Source organism: Pseudoalteromonas sp. NC201, assembly GCF_002850255.1.
GTDB lineage: Bacteria > Pseudomonadota > Gammaproteobacteria > Enterobacterales > Alteromonadaceae > Pseudoalteromonas.
In genome coordinates this window covers 1,102,478-1,118,696 of sequence record NZ_CP022522.1, presented here as the reverse complement: position 1 = coordinate 1,118,696, position 16,219 = coordinate 1,102,478, and the positions used below count along the sequence as shown (strand labels likewise).

Annotated in this window: 17 protein-coding genes; 9 read left to right on the top strand and 8 right to left on the bottom strand. The window is 41.5% G+C overall.

What is annotated here, in order from left to right:
• Positions 1–16 precede the first annotated feature (16 nt).
• From PNC201_RS04565 to PNC201_RS04550, 4 genes are all read left to right on the top strand, one after another.
• Positions 17–1,486 (top strand): ATP-binding protein, encoded by a 1,470-nt coding sequence (locus PNC201_RS04565; protein ID WP_102056312.1) that lies wholly within the window; start codon positions 17–19, stop codon positions 1,484–1,486.
• 15 nt (positions 1,487–1,501) lie between these two features.
• Positions 1,502–2,200 carry a response regulator gene (locus PNC201_RS04560; RefSeq protein WP_010607267.1) on the top strand — a complete coding sequence of 233 codons (699 nt, stop codon included), beginning with the start codon at positions 1,502–1,504 and terminating at the stop codon, positions 2,198–2,200.
• Positions 2,201–2,292: 92 nt separating this feature from the next.
• The gene (locus tag PNC201_RS04555) at positions 2,293–3,375 is read left to right on the top strand and encodes an MBL fold metallo-hydrolase (protein ID WP_102056311.1); all 1,083 of its coding nucleotides are present in this window, start codon (positions 2,293–2,295) and stop codon (positions 3,373–3,375) included.
• Positions 3,376–3,475: 100 nt separating this feature from the next.
• Positions 3,476–4,198 carry a hypothetical protein gene (locus PNC201_RS04550; protein ID WP_102056310.1) on the top strand — a complete coding sequence of 241 codons (723 nt, stop codon included), beginning with the start codon at positions 3,476–3,478 and terminating at the stop codon, positions 4,196–4,198.
• A gap of 52 nt (positions 4,199–4,250) precedes the next feature.
• Here PNC201_RS04550 and PNC201_RS04545 read toward each other — a convergent pair whose 3' ends face one another.
• Complete coding sequence (locus PNC201_RS04545) at positions 4,251–5,621, bottom strand: hypothetical protein (RefSeq protein ID WP_102056309.1); 1,371 nt, start codon at positions 5,619–5,621, stop codon at positions 4,251–4,253.
• Between the two features lie 133 nt (positions 5,622–5,754).
• Between PNC201_RS04545 and PNC201_RS04540 the strand changes: the two genes are divergently transcribed.
• Positions 5,755–7,140 (top strand): hypothetical protein, encoded by a 1,386-nt coding sequence (locus PNC201_RS04540; RefSeq protein WP_102056308.1) that lies wholly within the window; start codon positions 5,755–5,757, stop codon positions 7,138–7,140.
• 100 nt (positions 7,141–7,240) lie between these two features.
• Here the strand turns inward: PNC201_RS04540 and PNC201_RS04535 are convergent, their stop codons facing one another.
• Positions 7,241–7,489, bottom strand: a complete 249-nt coding sequence (locus PNC201_RS04535; protein WP_102056307.1) for a hypothetical protein — start codon at positions 7,487–7,489, stop codon at positions 7,241–7,243.
• Between the two features lie 52 nt (positions 7,490–7,541).
• Between PNC201_RS04535 and PNC201_RS04530 the strand changes: the two genes are divergently transcribed.
• A complete protein-coding gene (locus PNC201_RS04530) occupies positions 7,542–7,733 on the top strand; it encodes a hypothetical protein (RefSeq protein WP_233525212.1) in 192 nt (63 codons plus the stop codon).
• A gap of 11 nt (positions 7,734–7,744) precedes the next feature.
• Here PNC201_RS04530 and PNC201_RS04525 read toward each other — a convergent pair whose 3' ends face one another.
• Positions 7,745–10,426 carry a DUF2339 domain-containing protein gene (locus PNC201_RS04525; protein ID WP_102056306.1) on the bottom strand — a complete coding sequence of 894 codons (2,682 nt, stop codon included), beginning with the start codon at positions 10,424–10,426 and terminating at the stop codon, positions 7,745–7,747.
• Between the two features lie 242 nt (positions 10,427–10,668).
• Between PNC201_RS04525 and PNC201_RS04520 the strand changes: the two genes are divergently transcribed.
• Entirely contained in the window at positions 10,669–11,217 is a 549-nt protein-coding gene (locus tag PNC201_RS04520; RefSeq protein ID WP_102056305.1) for a carbohydrate binding domain-containing protein, read from the top strand.
• Positions 11,218–11,413: 196 nt separating this feature from the next.
• Here PNC201_RS04520 and PNC201_RS04515 read toward each other — a convergent pair whose 3' ends face one another.
• The 3 genes from PNC201_RS04515 to PNC201_RS04505 all read right to left on the bottom strand — a co-directional run bounded on the left by PNC201_RS04515 (position 11,414) and on the right by PNC201_RS04505 (position 12,898).
• Positions 11,414–11,980 (bottom strand): hypothetical protein, encoded by a 567-nt coding sequence (locus PNC201_RS04515; RefSeq protein ID WP_017217868.1) that lies wholly within the window; start codon positions 11,978–11,980, stop codon positions 11,414–11,416.
• Positions 11,981–12,108: 128 nt separating this feature from the next.
• Positions 12,109–12,357, bottom strand: coding sequence for a hypothetical protein (locus PNC201_RS04510; protein ID WP_010370628.1), 249 nt, complete (start codon positions 12,355–12,357; stop codon positions 12,109–12,111).
• A 232-nt stretch (positions 12,358–12,589) separates the two neighbouring features.
• The gene (locus tag PNC201_RS04505; RefSeq protein WP_102056304.1) at positions 12,590–12,898 is read right to left on the bottom strand and encodes a hypothetical protein; all 309 of its coding nucleotides are present in this window, start codon (positions 12,896–12,898) and stop codon (positions 12,590–12,592) included.
• Between the two features lie 154 nt (positions 12,899–13,052).
• On the opposite strand from PNC201_RS04505, the gene PNC201_RS04500 reads away from it, so the two are divergent.
• The gene (locus tag PNC201_RS04500; RefSeq protein WP_233525211.1) at positions 13,053–14,189 is read left to right on the top strand and encodes a sensor histidine kinase; all 1,137 of its coding nucleotides are present in this window, start codon (positions 13,053–13,055) and stop codon (positions 14,187–14,189) included.
• Positions 14,186–14,800, top strand: coding sequence for a response regulator (locus PNC201_RS04495; RefSeq protein WP_102056302.1), 615 nt, complete (start codon positions 14,186–14,188; stop codon positions 14,798–14,800). The genes PNC201_RS04500 and PNC201_RS04495 overlap by 4 nt, the downstream gene beginning before the upstream one ends.
• A gap of 160 nt (positions 14,801–14,960) precedes the next feature.
• On the opposite strand, the gene PNC201_RS04490 is transcribed toward PNC201_RS04495, so the two are convergent.
• Together PNC201_RS04490 and PNC201_RS04485 are read right to left on the bottom strand one after the other, a co-directional pair.
• On the bottom strand, positions 14,961–15,143 hold the full coding sequence (locus tag PNC201_RS04490; RefSeq protein ID WP_010607278.1) for a hypothetical protein: 183 nt from the start codon (positions 15,141–15,143) through the stop codon (positions 14,961–14,963).
• A gap of 212 nt (positions 15,144–15,355) precedes the next feature.
• Positions 15,356–16,120, bottom strand: a complete 765-nt coding sequence (locus PNC201_RS04485; RefSeq protein ID WP_102056301.1) for a hypothetical protein — start codon at positions 16,118–16,120, stop codon at positions 15,356–15,358.
• Positions 16,121–16,219: the final 99 nt, after the last annotated feature.

Below are 16,219 nucleotides of genomic sequence, written 5' to 3'. Positions count from 1 at the left end.
TGGAATAACAACAACCATGAAAATGACCATTCGCGTCAAACTATTGCTGATAATTTTGATAGCCAACACCACATTGGTGCTGGCTATCTATATCGCCAATAAATTAGCGTTTGAAAAAAGCTTTACGGCCTATCTTGAAAATACCTCTCGGGCGCAACTCAAAGAGGTGGTAACGCAAGTTGCCGAGACTTACGCACGCCATGGTTCATTGAACTGGGTGTATCGAGGCTCAGAGGATTGGGATAGCATAGTACGTAGCTTCTATGGTCTTTCTGAGGATGAGCGCCCACGAGATAGGCTACATTCTCGTCCACCACCAAGACATCGTGAAAGAGGCGAAGGAGGGCCACGAAGACGTGATGGCCCCCCACCACGTTTGGACAATAAAAAACGCCTGCTTATCAAAGACACACAAGGCAATATTATTATGGGCACACCGAAAAGTAAGCAGACTTCGCTGTGGTTCCCTGTCTATCAAAGCGACCACTTGGCGCAGCCTAAACGCGAACAGATTATCGCCTACTTAGGTGTCGAGCAAAGTGGCTTGGTACGCAATGACTTCGACCAACTGTTTGCAGAGCAACAACGTAAACAGTTCATCATCATTGCGCTTGTCGCCCTGTTGGTTACTTTAGTGATTGCTGTGCCTTTTAGTAAATATATGGTCAACCCAATCGTGTTGTTGCGCCGTAATGCAAAAACACTGACACAAGGAAATTACGATGCTCGCGTCGATATCGCGAGTAAAGACGAACTCGGTTTGCTTGCCAGAGATATGAACCGTTTGGCAGACACATTAGCGCAGAACCAAATAGCTAGGCAGCAGTGGATAGCGGATATTTCGCACGAGCTCCGCACGCCGATTGCCGTGATCCGCGCGGAACTTGAGGGAATGATTGATGGCATTATCGCAAGCAATCCCGAACAACTTATGTCGCTTAACGAAGAGATCCAACGATTGACTCGGCTGGTGGACGATTTACATCAACTATCGCTGTCAGACCGCGGTGCACTTACTTACAACATGGATAAAGAAAACCTTTACGACCTGCTCTCACGCACATTCGCAAAAAGTAGTCACCAAATTGAAAAGCACCATCTTGCTTATTCCTTGCAATGCGATGAGCATTTTACCTTAGAATGTGACGAGCAGCGCCTTGGGCAGCTATTCGACAACTTGTTGCAAAACACTTTGCGTTACACAGACTCCTCAGTTGAACAACCGGGAAATCTCGATGTAAAAGTCATACAACGACAAGATAAAACGATAATTTACTGGCAGGACAGCGCCCCTTCTGTACCACAAGAACAGCTAAACAAACTATTTGATAGGCTCTATCGAGTAGAGGAAGCGCGGAGTAGAAAAACGGGTGGCTCTGGCCTTGGTTTAGCCATTTGCCAAAGTATTGTTGCTGCCCACAACGGAAAAATCACTGCGGACTTGAGCGAACTGGGTGGTCTCGCTATTATTATTGAACTGAAATAATAATGAGTTTCCCCCGTGCCAAACAAACATATTTTAATCGTCGAAGATGAACCAAAACTTGCCGATATTTTAAGTAAGTATTTGGCTCAAGCCGAGTATACCAGCCATTGTGTTCATGATGGCGCTTTAGCTGAAGAGGCTTTTAAACAACAGCAACCTGCCCTTATCTTACTCGACCTCATGCTGCCTAATCTTGACGGTATCGAAATTTGCAAGCGGATCAGAGCTTATTCTAACGTACCAATTGTCATGATCACCGCCAAAGTAGAAGAAATCGATCGTCTCCTTGGTCTTGAAGTGGGTGCTGATGATTATGTGTGTAAACCCTATAGTCCAAAAGAAGTCGTCGCAAGAGTGAAGGCGATTTTAAGACGCGTGACGCTAAACGAGCGCGGCACAGTGTCAGAAACAGAGAGCAAACTTAAACTAGACGAAGAGAGCTTGTTTGTCTCCTTCCTCGACGCGAGAGCGACGTTCACTTATGTCGAGTTCATGCTCTTAAAGGCGATGTACGGACACCCGTGCCGAATTTATAGCCGCGACTTATTGATGGATCACATCTACGATGACAGCCACATTGTTAGCGACAGAACCATAGATAGCCATATTAAAAATATTCGTAAAAAGCTGCAAAGCATCGCGCCTAAATACGACTTTATCCACTCTATTTACGGAGCGGGATATAAGTTTGAGGCGCAGGAACGTAATTCCTAGTCTCTCACCTAAGGCTTAATTCACCGCTACACCCCATTCCCTTTTATTGGTAAACTCCAAAAAATAACTAATAATTATAAAAAGGAATGGGCATGAAAAGGCTTACTTTGGCAGTCATAATCACATTAACAGGCTGCAGTAATAGTAATGTTGTAGAGCGAATAAAATCTGAGTCTTCCGTGGTAAAACATAGCTCTGTAGAAGGGTATGAAGATAGATATTCCAACATCTACAATAAGTTTAAAGATTATCCCGTGACCTGCGAAGAAAACTGCTATCCAGTCACCCAACAAATTCAATGTCAGTCCGAAATGCAAGATTGCACGTACGTTGGCAACAACCCCACTCTCTCGCTCAATACCGGCTTTGCTATCCAATGGCTCGGACATGCGAGTTTTAAAGTCAACACCAAAGATGGGCAACAGTTTTTGTTTGACCCCGTCACGGCTCAATTTGACTGGCCTGTAAACTGGGCATTTCGCCTCTCAGAAGGGTTTAATCGCAATCAACCTGCACAGCTCAGTCAAACAGAGTTACAACAAACCAATGCCGTAATGTACTCCCACATTCATTACGATCATTTTAACAAGCGCGATATCGAAGCGATTGGTACTGGGCCAAATTACCTCACCCCACTTGGATTTGCAGAGCACTTTCCTGAAGATGGATACAAGGTTTCTGAAATGGAGTGGTATTCAAGCAAACAACTTGGTGAAGTAACTGCACACTTTGTGCCTGCAAATCACTTTAGCAGCCGTATTTGGGTGCCGTTTTTATACGAAGATCATGGCGCTGCACTATGGGGTGGCTGGATATTAGAACACCAAGGCAAGACTCTATTTTTTGCTGGAGATACGGGATATTCACCACATTTCAAAGATATTCAAGAAAAATATGGTGATATTGATGTGTGCCTACTTCCAATTGCCTCATACTACAGCGAAGAACATCCTGATTGGTATCGTAAAGTACACACCACACCAGAAGATGCACTGACTGCCGCAAAAGAGCTCGGCTGTAAAGTCATGGTGCCTTGGGGCTATGGCAATGCTAGTTGGAAAATGGGAGATAAAACCTCACATTCAGCGCTTTTCCGCTTACTGCATATGCAACAAGTGCTAAAAGCCAAAACGCCACTGTATATTTTAAATGAAGGCGAAAAAGTCCATCTCTAATCCAAAAAGGCACCATAGTCAGATTACATAAAAATAACATTAAACTATAATTCTAAGTTGTCGATAAAAGATCGTTACCTATACGTAGATAAGGAAATATATGAAGATTATAAATCAACCAAGAGAAACGTTGGTAAACAGTCTATCAACTGTAAGCTCAGATACAGTTGCTCAGACTAAAGTCGAGAGATCCGGAGACGCACTGAAAAATGATACATTTTCTCAAACAGCTAAGCATGTGACCCCACCAGTTTATGAGCGACCAATAACGATAGGTGTATCAAAAGAGGTCGAGCAAACGATAAAAAGTGCAAGCGTTATGACTGGTGAAGCAATCGCCGAGCTTTATCTGGGTGGCAGCATGTTTAAATCGGCGGATAGCATGTCTAAAGAATATGACAAAACACTCTCGGATATTGCCACTGAACGACCTGAACTGACTGAAAATGAGTGGGGGTTTTCAGTCAACGAACAGGGCGAATTGAAGGTGACAGGTAATATCTCGGCTGAAGATATTACTTATTTAGAAGGAAAGCTCAATAGCAATAAGGCACTAGTCAACCTTGCAAATGAAGTAAAAGCCAACTTCTTACAATATACGCAGATGGAACGAGACGATAATGGCGGCACCAGTAAACTCTGGGGAAAGTATGATGTTACTAGCGAAAATTTCGCAGATATAATCGACTTCAAAGCACTGATGGATGGTCCTAGAGAAACACAACAAACGACTCTAGCACTAGGAAGACAATTGACTGGGCATGGATTTATTCAAAATATTGCTGAGCAGCTGGGACAAAATGCAACGGTTAGGTATTCTTAATCTTTAATCAAGAGGCTCTAATATCCGTTAAAGCCTCTAATATACCTTTGGTCTATGAAGGCGTACTGGAAACTAACCTTTGGTAACATATATGTGCGAAATGTACCCATGGAAAGTTATCACCGCCAACACCTATCAAATCCACTTCTTCATCATCATTTAAGTCAACATTGGTAGGTATCTCGATTCGCCATGCACCTCGTTCAAATTGCGACTCCCAAGTATTTTTATAGCCCATACTATAGTCGACATGCCTAACTCGCGCTTCGTTTTCATCGCAGAGATTCAGATCAACTAGCCCGGAAATTATACCATCCGAATTAGAGGTTTGCTGATGACCTACCATACTGTCAACTGGGTTGTACCAATCCTTTACAAACTTCAATGTAGCCGTAGCTCCCTGAACCGGTGCTCCTGTAGAATCTTGTAGCACTAATGACCAATTCAGTTTGTGATAAGCTTGAGTTGTGAGGTATGGGTTACTAAATGCGGAATAAGGGATGCGAATTACACCATTTTCCCCAGAAACAACGTGATTGCTAAATGAGGTGATGATAGAAGCAACTTGCAAACTGTAGGTGTTACTCGGGTTAGCCGAAATAGCTGTGTTAGCCCTAACCCTGATGTTGATTGGTTGATTTTCCTGCAGACCTGTAACTGGGATATATTTACCTTTATCTATTGGCATCCACCCATTATTGTAAATCTCGAAAATATATTCATTAATGTTTGTACTTTCAAGCTTCAAAGAAAGATCTTGTCCTCGAACAGCTGTAAACTGAAAATAATCTATGTCCGTAATACTATCCATGTTCCCGACAATATTATTTTGTCTATCAGGTAAAATCGTTGATGAAGCGACTGTATCATTGAATTCATTTGCATCAAGCTCAGTTGCAACTGCAGCACCGAAGTTAAATGGTGTACCATCTGATTCCACAACTTCGATATACCAGTAATAATGCCCAGGTTCCGTCAATATAACAACTGATTCATCCTGATTTCCGGGATTTTTCGAAGAACCCAGTAACGTATATGTATCGTCATTGTTATGGCGTAGAATAGAAAGATCTACATTAGTAGCACCAACTTGATCCACTAAAATAGCAGTGGTCTTACTTCGTTCCGTAATTTCAAAATGGTAGCAATTTATATTCCCAGCCTGAGAATTTGTTAACGTATATAGGTTTCCAGTATGTAATGTTGGACATGCTGGTGTTATTTGCGCCACACTCTCTTTAATCGCAAATGATACTTTCTGAAGCGGCTTAACGTTTGATGGATTTGTAAATAGAGTTCGCATTCTTTCATCTACATTAAACTGTCCAATCTCTCCCATTGATGGGAGTTCATGCGCAGCAGCGACACAATTAAAACCCACACCAAAAGCCAAGAGACCAACTAGATGATATGATAATTTCATTTAACTTTCCTTTTAAATATAAGATTACATAAAATAAACAAAAGAACAGGTAATTACAATTTAATTACACTCATTTTATCTAATATTTTATGGTAATATTTAAGCGCACAATATCAGGAGGCACCATACCCGAGTGAGCAGAGCCAAACTAAGTCAAGACGAAAGCTTATCTTTTAAAATCAACTATCAACTCCTTCCCAAAGAGACAAACCAACTCGACCTGTATTTTTCAATCCCAACCGATATGGGGATTAATACCAACACGTTGAACGAAGTAGACTACTTTAATGCCAATATAAAAAGTCACAGTGCATATTACTCGGAGCAGCTTCATCTCCCCTTGGTACGTAGCCGCTTTATCAGCCAAAGCAAAGGTCAAAAAACCGATTACCGCGTTAATCTAAACCTATTTTGCTACCAGATCCGCATTGCACTAGATGCCGATGTAAAACAGACATTGAAGCTAAAAGAGGCCGATGAGTTTTATCCAGCCGCACAATTATTAGTGGAAGAAACCGAACGCCTATTGAAAAAACTCAGGCGTTACACGCCACCGGACAATAAGCTTAAGCCTTACTATCAAAACGCAGATAACTACCTCAGTTGGCATACTGAGCAAGCGTTTTTAAAACTCATCGCTAGCGGGCCTAAGTCAAGCGACTTTAGTCATGAGCGAAGCTGTATTGTTAGTTTCTGTCAACGAGAGAGCCAATACCGCGAGGAGCAGAGCTACAACTCGCAAGTCACGTTGGATGACCCAAACCGTATTACCAATAAAATGAAATTGCTTGAAAGGCTCATTGAATATGGCGTTGTTTTTAACAAACAAACCATCGACTTAAGTACCAATTTAAAGCGTTTAGTTCGCGGAGTGGTTACTGGTATTATCATGGCCTTTGTGATGTTTATTGTGCTCAACGCCCGCTCTAACTTTCAAGAAGTCACCGTCGCCCTTATTGCTTTGCTTGGCGTAATTTATGGCCTTAGAGAAACGTTCAAAGAAGACTTAACCCAGTGGGCATGGCGTCATATTCAACGCGGCCGGCCAAAGTGGCGCAACAAGTTTAAAAACTCAGTAACGGACGCCATCGTTTGTACACAAACGATATGGCTGGAACATATTCGCAAAAAAGACCTACCAGAAGACGTTGATAAGCTGCTAAAAAAACGTCGACAACAAAATAAACAAGCTGCGCATCTACTGCATTTTTGCTGTAAAAACCAAGTACATATTGATGAGTTTTTACCCGGTTACGAAGAAGTACAGCAACGTATCACCTTTAACATGAGTTCGTTTGTACGCTATCTAAAAAAAGGCGCAGGAAAGCTTTATAGCCTTGAAGGGAAAAAGGTCTCGAAAAAGTCAGTTGAACGTCGCTATCAAATCAACTTGGTAATGCGGTTTAAATCTTCTCAAGGAATACAGTTAGAAAGGTATAAACTCACCATGAACCGCTCCGAAATCGTCGCCATAGAGCTTATGGCAAGCGATTCCGTCTATATTGAAAACGACGCTTAAGCACTGACGCAGCTTCGTATAACCACCGACAAAACGGATTGGAAGCAGGTTTATCCTGCACTCCAATCTTAAATCCAGCCATGCGGCTACTCAAAGGATATTAATGTGCTTTCTTTGGTCCGTAACGAACCATGTCTCTGCCGTTTTCATACACGTCTTGAGATACCCAACGACCCAACAACAATTGGTGTTTATCATCCAAAATCGCAATAAATGGTCTGCCATCGCTGTTGTTCGTTGCCAGTGCCACACCAGCCACGTTTTGCAACCCTAAGCCATCGTTATCAATTAGCAACAAAAAAGCTTCCAGCTCGTCCAAAGTTTCAATGATATCTTTATCGTTGATCATCTCTTTACTCTCACTTACTCAGTATGCCGCGTAGAATACCAGTTCTGCTGAAATGATTGAACCCAACACCAAACGGCGTTTAACCAGTGTGACCAATACTGAAATCCAAAACAAAGCGGGAATGAGCGAGCAACAAATAGCTGAGTTCAATGCAGGGTTGGCGTCGATTCCATTAGGGCGCATGTTACAAGCAACAGCAATGCGCGGCGCGCACATCACTGTTGACGGTGGTTACTGCTTGTAAAAATGTAAGGATCAGTCCACCGTTGGTTTTACCTCTCTGGGCTGATCCTGCATTTTTTGAAACAGCCAACCAATTCCCACCAAACATAAGCCTAAACCGATAAAAGACAAGGCGCGCAGCAAGCCTTCGAGGGTTGCCATATCGACCACAAAAGCTTTTAAAATAACAATGGCTAGCCCTGCAAAACCGGCATTAATCAGCACTTTATGCTCTACCCGCTTGGCAACAAAAATTAATACGGTTGAAATCAATAGCCAAACAATCGAATAGGTATATAACTCGGATTGCTCCATCGGCATCGACAGCACAAGGAAACCCTCATGAAATAACGCCCGAATTTCACCATTGATAAACAAGACCCCTAGCAAGGCTATCAGCCCGTATACCAAACGCTTAAATTGCGGTGGTATTAACTTAAACTGGAGCATGAAAGCGAATACGCATGCTGGTACCAACCACTGCAAAAGTAACCAATTAAACACGCCGTCTCCAATATATTGCCTGTCAAAAAACGGATTATTGGCAAACGAAATATCGGCGTGGAGCAACGCGCTTCCAAGTAATAGCAAGCTAGCTGCAAGCGGATAAAGTCTGTTGCCCTTGTCGCTGAGCTGCCCTCGCCACAGATATACAGCGCCAAGCACCAGCCAATTCAAAGCAAGCAACACGGATTCTTGGAAACCGAGATTAGTAAAATCAGGGTAGTCACCAATCACGAGATAACTTGTTTCGGTCGTAACCAGAAGCGCCACAATATGCATTGCGACGCCCATAAACCAAGTGTTCAGGGCCTTTGAAGGGTTGTGTTTGGTAGCAAACCAAATGATGCCCAGCACCAGCGGATAGACCACAAGTGTCCAATGTATAGTTAAAATCGTTTCGTGCTTGTAATCTGCAAGCCAAGGCGCAAAAGTAAGACGGGTAACAACGGCAATAAGTGCAGCCTTATACAACCAATCAGGTATACGCACTTTGTACTTCCAGCTCAAATAACTCATAGACGCCACTTGTGCCGCAATCGCTAAAGTCAACGAGCTTGCCGAGAGTAACATCGTAAAACACAAACTCAGCATGGCATTCGCCAAAATAAGGTAAGTGACCTGCTGAATATTAGTATCCGTTTTCATCGCACAATACGAAGCGAAGAGCCCGATGGCCAACATCTCAACCGCCCATACAGGATATAAAATTGCTTCTGCGACTCTAGGAGAAATAGCGTAGCTTACACCGTAAAGCGCAAGTGGTGCCACGTTCAACAGCATCAAATAAGCGAGTCTTGATGGATATCGCTTAATCATCATCATGCTAAATAACATCGTGATGACCACTGCTACTTGGATAAACAAATACTTACCGGTGAAAGGAAAAAGTACGTCGTCGTAAGTGCCCACTTTGGGCATCAAGTAGAATGAGAGAAGTACAAACAATAGTAAATAAAATGGCCAACTATCCAATGCACTATGTCTATAAGCCGCACACAAAACCACGCTAGCAAATAAGACATTAGCCCAAATAAGCGTATCGATTTGGGTTTTTATTATTAGCGCACATGCGATAAGTAACAGTGGGAGTAAAATTCCCAACTGCTCTTTCCTTGGCATTAATAAATCTTTGACAGGCAACGGACTTATCATTGAATTCGTCAGTCGCCAACCCAGTACGTCTACCAACACATATAAGTACATAGAGATAAGCGCAAAAATCAGCAGCACCCAAAAGTCGCCGCTTCCACCAACCGCAACCGCGGTGCAAAACCATAAGAAATGCCCAACAAAGCTTTGCCACCACAGCCATTTGCGCTTCACATAATCCGCAACCCAAATCGCAGAGAGTGAAACAAAGCTGATATACAGCAGTAACGCACCGATATTATTAGAACCGGTCGATACCAAAGCAGGCACGACATACGCACCAACGATGCCGATACCTGCGAGCACAGGGCCAAATCTCAGTGCCAAAGAGGTCGCAGCCAATGAAATAATGGCGAGTAAAACAAAGGCCATATTAGCCGGTATAAAATGATAGAAATCAAAAGCAACCAATGTCATGGCAAAGCAAGTGATCACGCCACCACTGGCAAGTGCTGCAGAAATGTATGGCGTATTAATTTTTAGCTTTTCTTTGTAGCGATTTACAACTTCAGCGGCAGTAACCAAGCTAACTCCAAAAAGGGCCCCCAGTATCACTCGCACACTAGGAGGAAGAAGTCCGGCTTCAATAGAGTACTTCGCTAGAAAAACGCCGCCTAAGGCTAGCACTACGGCACCTATCCAAAAAAGTCCATTCCCTTTTAATAAAGAATCTAAAGTAAAGTCAAATTCAAAGGCTGGTTTACTCTTACTAGGCTTGGCTCTTGCTATAGTCACCATACTGTCGCTTTCAGGCTGCTGAGGTTGTGTAGGATTGGCTGTTGCAATGGAGCCACCCAATGCTGTTCGTGCAGTTAATGATGTGCTATCAGCTGTTTCGTCATTCCTTTGTCCACGCACAGAAAGCTTCTTCTCTGAACGTGCTTGATCTGAGAATTCACGACCTTCAAGTGTCGAGATCCGGCGACTTTGCTGCTCTATCGTATTTTGTAACTGATGTACTTTTTTGACAAGTTGCTTAAGCCTTTGTCTATCTTGTAGAGCAAAAACAGCGCCAATAAATACAAAAAGATAAAAAATAAAAGAGATAAACTCCGTTTCCATACGATTCCTTATTTGTTTGCTAGACCCTAGCTAACCTGTATTAGAAACAGTATGAGATCAACCACACCAATAAATCAATCTCTCATGATAGGTGCCATAACTTTAGCAAGCCACATTGAAGTATGATGACTTGAAATTTTCTAACATTGGCCAAAAATGCACATGGGCCCCGTTGTCATATTACCTTCTTGTAAATAAACTAAAAAATTATATTTTAGGGACGTTGTTCTAAGGATTTTTCTATGCGTTTTTTATCACTTTTATTCGTTATAGCGGTTTCTGGCTGTAGCTATACTCAGCCGAACTTAAAGCCAAAACAATGGCGTTATGCGACCGATCCGCATGGCAGCCAAGCAATTCTGAACGGCCCGCTTGTTAATGAAGAGCAAGTTGCTATTCAGTTTAAACGCGTGCCGCGAGTCGATAAACAAAACAACTCTTGGGTAGAGCTTATTTACGACTTGCCCACTAAACAGCTCCCCTCTCAATTCAACATTGCATTGACGTATAAAAGTGATAACGCTTTGATAGTTAAGTTATCGCAACAGGAGTATGGCGGCTCAGGTGATAAAAGCTATGCTCACTACCAAACTAAATTACCAGCATCAGATACTTGGCACACAATCAACGTAGCTCTGAATGATTTTGCCAGACCCAACTGGACACCTGCTTGGTCAAAAGACAAAGGGGTCATACTCAAGCATGTTTCCGCACTTTACTTTGTACCAGACTTGACAGACACAGAAGGTGGCGAAGCAAGCCTTGCAATAAAGAGTCTTCGAATTGAGTAATTTAGCCAATTAAATTGATGTGCATCTACATGTGGAGTATTCCACTTTACTAAACAATCGCTGCCAATTTAAGGTTAAAGCGAATAACGTAAACGCAATGATTTGAATATGATTTTTCAATAACGCAGAGTGTAGCCAGCTCATATAATTGTTAAATTATTAGCGCTGGCTAATCAGGGAGTAATTAAGCGTTAGATTACGCACCTAACGCAGTTAGCTTTTCTTTTAATTCTTCTTTATTGATTAGACCCATTTCGTGCTGCTTTTTGGTTTTACGAATTTCATCGAAATTGTCTAGTTTCAAACGTGCTTTAGCCAGCTTAGTATCAAACTCGTCTTGTGAGATAACATCAAGCTTTAGCGCTTTTTCTAGCTTCTCTTTTTCACCATCAAATTCTTTTTGGAAAACCGCTTTTTCCTGGATAACTATCTGATCTTTTAGTTGCTTCTCAATAGCGATAACTTCCGCTTCCAGATCGTCTTTACGCTTAATTAACGGATCGATACGCTCGATAGTGTCTTGCAATACAGCTTCAAGATTTGCACCATCGTTTTTGATTAGGTTCTCAATATATTTGCGGCCAATATCTTGGTATGCAATATTAAGTTGACCATCGATTGACGCGATATCTGATTTCAAACCAGCAAGCTTTGCATTGTCTTTCGTTGAAGACACAATATCACCGCTTAGTTTACTGGTAGATTCACCAATACTACTGCCAATAGATTGCGCTTGAGTTTTGAATTTATTTAATAGACTCATGGTTATTTTTCCTTAAATAGATTGAGATTTTCAATTTATGTAATATCTAGTCCAGCAGACAAACAGACAAAATATATTTCAGATTAATTAAGTAATAGGTATTAAACCCAGAGTATCTTGATTTAACTTTAAGACACTCGTTTCTTGCGCTTCGACATGATGCGTTTAGTGCCACTCCACGCCATCCAACAGCCGAATAACACAGCTCCCACGACCAAAGAGTAAATAGCAAAAGAGGCGACTTTAATAATAAAAATGACGAGCAAGGTGATAAATAGCACAACAAACAGCAAAAGTTTTGGTGATTTAGCTAGTTGCTTGGCAATAAAAGAAGGTAAAAACGCACTTAATATGCGCTCCAATCTTTGAGCATTCATAACACTATAATCCTTGTGTTTAAGTGAGATTATTTTGAGACGGGCAATAGGTTATCAGCTTTATTTCTACCTGCCAAATTAATTATAGGTTAATTACCAAACTGAACAATCCCTTTTTTCAAACTAGTTACCAAATGAAACCAATCAGGAAAATAAAAATTAAAATTAAAAATTTACAACAACTTAAAGAAAGCCATCTATAAATTGTGGGGTTTAAATCCTTTTCATTTAATCAACAGCTAATAGAATTAAACCACCTTACCCATGATTCAGGTTCTGATAAAATAAATTTGAACGTTTGATTACTCTTTAATGTAATTTGGATCGCTTGAGTTGTAAGAGGAAGCAGTCCTGCGCCTTTGCCAAGGCACTGTTCAACCTTAATCACATCAGCGACATCAATTTGATATGGACCTAGCCCCAGCAAGGTATTGAAAGGAGTAAAATGCAGTGTATCTACCGTCGCCCATAATCTTCCATCAGCACGAGCGACGCCACATTGAACAGTAGCCATTGAAGAAATCGTTGCCATATCCGTCATAAATAAGCCTCATATGAATTACCGATATCCATCACTATCTTAGTAAAGTGATGTCACGTCACCAGTGATAAATCTCATATTTTGACTATGACAATTATCACTGTTCTCACCATAGCGATTCTGTAATAATCAAAAATAAAAACTTTGCGCAGAAATGATGGACTCTCCTATCCGCCATACAACAGACTGGCGTTTTTCAACACTTGCTTCTTGGTTAGGTGTCACACTTGCATGTATGTATTACCGTAACTCTCAGCTCGCATTGGTCGGCCAGCTAATCATTAGCGGTGCCATTTTGACATTGCTGTTTTTTATCATTCACAACCCAAATAAGCGAGTCCATGCGGCAGCCTGTACCTACCTAGTATTGATAGCGCTACTTATGCAGGTATCAACAACTTCATTAGTTTTTATTCATTTGGTCATGTTTTCTGCAATTTTTAGTCCGCACTTTTCATTCCCTAAAGTTCTGTCTGCCGTGTTACTTGCTATGCTGGTATACGGATTTACACACTATACAAGGTGGGAGGGTAGCGTACCTTGGATCACCTTTGCTGTTTGGCTATTTTTTTGTGCAATGAACTGGTTTGTCAGCAGACGCATAGTTGAGAGCCTCAATATGCACTACCAATCTCGGCAAAATTACAAAGAGCTTAAAGCCGCGCAACACATGATGGGAGCCATGTCAGCAGCGCAAGAAAGACTCAATATTTCCCGAGAATTGCATGATTCACTAGGCCATAAACTCACAGCACTGAGTATTAATCTTGATTTCGCAAAAAGAACGGCAAGCGAAGATATGGAGCCAACCCTAGCGAGTTGCCATCAACTAAGCCAAACTTTGCTTGAGGAAGTAAGAAGTATCGTATCCACTCAGCGCCACAATAAAACACTCTTGAAACAAGCACTAGAAGCAATTTTCACGGCTACACCCAATTTGCGCTACACCTTAAAGCTAGACCGTGGATCAGAACAAATTTCGCAAGCGCATTCACTCTGCGTGATCCGTTTTTGTCAAGAAATGGTAAGCAATACGCTCAAACATACCAAAGCAAATCATATCAATTTTGAGGTCGTAATTGACACAGCAAACCATAATCTAAAAGCTAGCGCCTTTCACAACCAAAGCGAGTCTAGCTTGCCAAAACAAGGCAATGGCTTATCTGGGCTACATGAGCGACTAGCACTACTTAACGGCTCATTCACACAAAAAATTGAAAATCAAAAGCTCATCAGCTCGATAACCATACCTGTACCCGAACTTAACCTTTTATCCGAGAATATTACATGATCAATTGCCTACTCGTGGAAGACCAAACCTTGGTGAGGTTAGGCCTAGCCAACTTGCTTAACCTTGACGAAAACATTTGTATAAAAGGGCAAGCTGAAGACGGTATACAGGCACTTGAGTTACTCGCTTCACAACAATTTGACATCGTCTTACTGGATATGCGCATGCCTAATTTAGATGGACTAGGTGTACTTAATGCATTGCGCACTAACGCAATACCCACTCCAGTTTTGATTATCACTACCTTTGAAGATTGCGATGTATTGGTAAAGGCCATTAATCTTGGTGCACGGGGCTATGTACTTAAAAATATTGAACTAGAGGCATTAATCGACGCCATCCAACAAGTGATTGCAGGGAAAAAAGTGCTACAAAGCGCTTTGACGACTTACCTTCTAGATCAGCAATTAGCACCACAAGAAAAATTGACTGAAAAAGAACAAGCAGTGTTGCGCTGTTTATCTCTCGGTATGTCAAACAAAATCATCGCCAACACCTTACACAATTCCGAAGGCACCATTCGCAACCATGTCTCTCAAATACTCGCAAAACTTGAAGTTAAAGACAGAACCCAAGCGGTCATAAAGGCGATTAACCAGAGTTTGATTTAAATGAAGCTTAACCGTGACGATAGCTGGTTATTGAAAGTGAGCTCAATCCGGTTAGCGCCAAAGCTGACGGCTAGGATGGCATTAACTATCCGAAGCTAAGGTTATTTATACAAAAAAGCATAAAACGTGATACGAACTAGGTCCGCATCACGAATCAATATTACATTTCCGTACAGGCAACTTTATCCGTAGGATAGCAAGTGCCGGTAACTAAACATTTTGGACCCATGCTGCACCACTCAGTTTGCTTCACGCCACCTGCTACTTGAGGAGTCGCTTGCGCATTGAGTTCGGTATTATTAGATAGAGATTTAAGTGGTTTTTTTTGTAATTTCAATTTCATTCTTTATTTTCCTTATTGATAATTTGTACCCTTTTTACAAGAGTACCCCAAAGTATCACCTTTAGAGATAAAGAACAATAATTCAGCAAATACTAAAATTGTAAATAACTCTTTCGCTCAGTTTTAACTAAGGGCTTAGCATGCAATCTTTACATATCGGATAATTTGTTGCGTGCAATGGACTGAGCTCAACCCAGTCCAATGCCTTTAAACTAGTATAGTGCTCGGTCTCTTTGCCCATACCCATAATAAGGAAAAGTATCCCAGCAAAATAGACCATCTTCTCCCACCGCACAGGTTGAATCTTCCATTAATTTCGTCACATTTTGAATCGAAGGAAGCGTTATCCCCTTTCCTTCATTACTCCCTAAGGGCCAGCAAGATAGACCGTTATCATCTACTGCACAAGCTTGGTAAGTGTATACTTTGAGTTGCGTCGGATTAACGAGTGGTTTGCTATATACATCATTAGCGCGATTCCAGCACACCGCTCTATCAAGTTCTAAAACACATGTTTCTATAGCACCAACTGAGACACTTTTTGTAGTTAATAAGTCACCAGGAACAAACAGTTCTTCATGAGTTCCCTCCTTGATACATTGCACAAAGCGAGAATTAATCTGCTGATAACCTCTAACCATGCAAATACGGTCATCACTTAAATCCAGAGATAATATGTTATCAAAATACATACTAGGATAACTCCAATCAGCCCCAGAGTTATCGCTGTCACACAAAAAGCCACCTGTGTATAAAGCGCATACGCTAATACCTTCCCAACTAAGGTAAGATTTTCTTGCTGCGCTTCCATTACTAATAGAATCTAAATTTGTTGGACGCGCTTGCAGTCGAATTTTAGGGTCTTCTTGGCTCCATTCTTTTACCAACTCGAAACACTCCAACTTACCACTTTCAACGATACATAAGTTGTCATCTCTCAAAGAAATGTCATCAGGATAGTATTGTTTATCAAACAAAACCTGACCGTAAGAATTACTTGAACACTCTAAGCCACTTTCATCAGCATCATAATATAAACACCCATTGAGCCGTAGAACAGGTTTGAATTGAATGGA

Excerpts from the sequence above, each read along its gene's own strand:
- PNC201_RS04565 (WP_102056312.1), top strand. The coding sequence starts at position 17 with ATGAAAATGACCATTCGCGTCAAACTATTGCTGATAATTTTGATAGCC.
- PNC201_RS04555 (WP_102056311.1), top strand. The coding sequence starts at position 2,293 with ATGAAAAGGCTTACTTTGGCAGTCATAATCACATTAACAGGCTGCAGT.
- PNC201_RS04550 (WP_102056310.1), top strand. The coding sequence starts at position 3,476 with ATGAAGATTATAAATCAACCAAGAGAAACGTTGGTAAACAGTCTATCA.
- PNC201_RS04545 (WP_102056309.1), bottom strand. The coding sequence starts at position 5,621 with ATGAAATTATCATATCATCTAGTTGGTCTCTTGGCTTTTGGTGTGGGT.
- PNC201_RS04535 (WP_102056307.1), bottom strand. The coding sequence starts at position 7,489 with ATGATCAACGATAAAGATATCATTGAAACTTTGGACGAGCTGGAAGCT.
- PNC201_RS04530 (WP_233525212.1), top strand. The coding sequence starts at position 7,542 with ATGATTGAACCCAACACCAAACGGCGTTTAACCAGTGTGACCAATACT.
- PNC201_RS04525 (WP_102056306.1), bottom strand. The coding sequence starts at position 10,426 with ATGGAAACGGAGTTTATCTCTTTTATTTTTTATCTTTTTGTATTTATT.
- PNC201_RS04520 (WP_102056305.1), top strand. The coding sequence starts at position 10,669 with ATGCGTTTTTTATCACTTTTATTCGTTATAGCGGTTTCTGGCTGTAGC.
- PNC201_RS04515 (WP_017217868.1), bottom strand. The coding sequence starts at position 11,980 with ATGAGTCTATTAAATAAATTCAAAACTCAAGCGCAATCTATTGGCAGT.
- PNC201_RS04510 (WP_010370628.1), bottom strand. The coding sequence starts at position 12,357 with ATGAATGCTCAAAGATTGGAGCGCATATTAAGTGCGTTTTTACCTTCT.
- PNC201_RS04505 (WP_102056304.1), bottom strand. The coding sequence starts at position 12,898 with ATGACGGATATGGCAACGATTTCTTCAATGGCTACTGTTCAATGTGGC.
- PNC201_RS04500 (WP_233525211.1), top strand. The coding sequence starts at position 13,053 with ATGATGGACTCTCCTATCCGCCATACAACAGACTGGCGTTTTTCAACA.
- PNC201_RS04495 (WP_102056302.1), top strand. The coding sequence starts at position 14,186 with ATGATCAATTGCCTACTCGTGGAAGACCAAACCTTGGTGAGGTTAGGC.
- PNC201_RS04490 (WP_010607278.1), bottom strand. The coding sequence starts at position 15,143 with ATGAAATTGAAATTACAAAAAAAACCACTTAAATCTCTATCTAATAAT.